This is a genomic window from Micromonospora sp. KC213 (assembly GCF_004348325.1).
GTDB lineage: Bacteria > Actinomycetota > Actinomycetes > Mycobacteriales > Micromonosporaceae > Micromonospora.
Genome location: NZ_SMKF01000361.1, coordinates 1 through 571, shown reverse-complemented (window position 1 = coordinate 571; position 571 = coordinate 1). Strand labels below are relative to the sequence as shown.

Annotated in this window: 1 pseudogene; it reads right to left on the bottom strand. The window is 75.0% G+C overall.

The window, feature by feature from the left end:
* A pseudogene (locus E1166_RS30645) lies at positions 1-571 on the bottom strand (permease); the annotation flags it as partial.

Here is a 571-nt window from a genome sequence, read left to right as displayed (position 1 = left end):
GATTCTCCCGGAGCAGCCCGGAGCGGGCCAGCCAGAGGTCGAGCACGGCGACCACGCTCAGCACCAGGGCCCACCCGCCGGGGCCGGTGATCCGCTCGTACGCCAGCAGTGGCACCACCGGTTGCGCGGCGAGCACGGCCGCGAAGCGGGGCGCCCGCAGACCGGTGCCCCGGGCGTACCCGAGTGCGACACCGGTGGTGACCGCGAAGATCAACCCGGAGTACAGCGCGCCGGAGGCACCCCCGTTGCCGATCCGGTCCACCGTCCACAGCGCGTACCCGGCCAGCGGCACCAGCAGCAGGCCGACCGTGGCGATGGTCTCGGCGGTGGAGGTGAGACCGCGGCGGGCCAGCACCGGCGGGGCGAGCAGCAACAGCACCGTGGCGACGAGCAGGATGCCCAGCCGGGCCAGTGCGTCCATCGAGCTGGTGGCGAGGGCGGCGAAGACCACCGCGGCGACCGCGAGCAGCAGCGCGCCGAGCCCGAGCGGGATGTTCTGCACCTCCCGCGAGGAGGCCTCGGGCGGGTGCTCAGGGTCGTCCGCGTCCAGCCAGGTGGCGGTGGCCTGCGG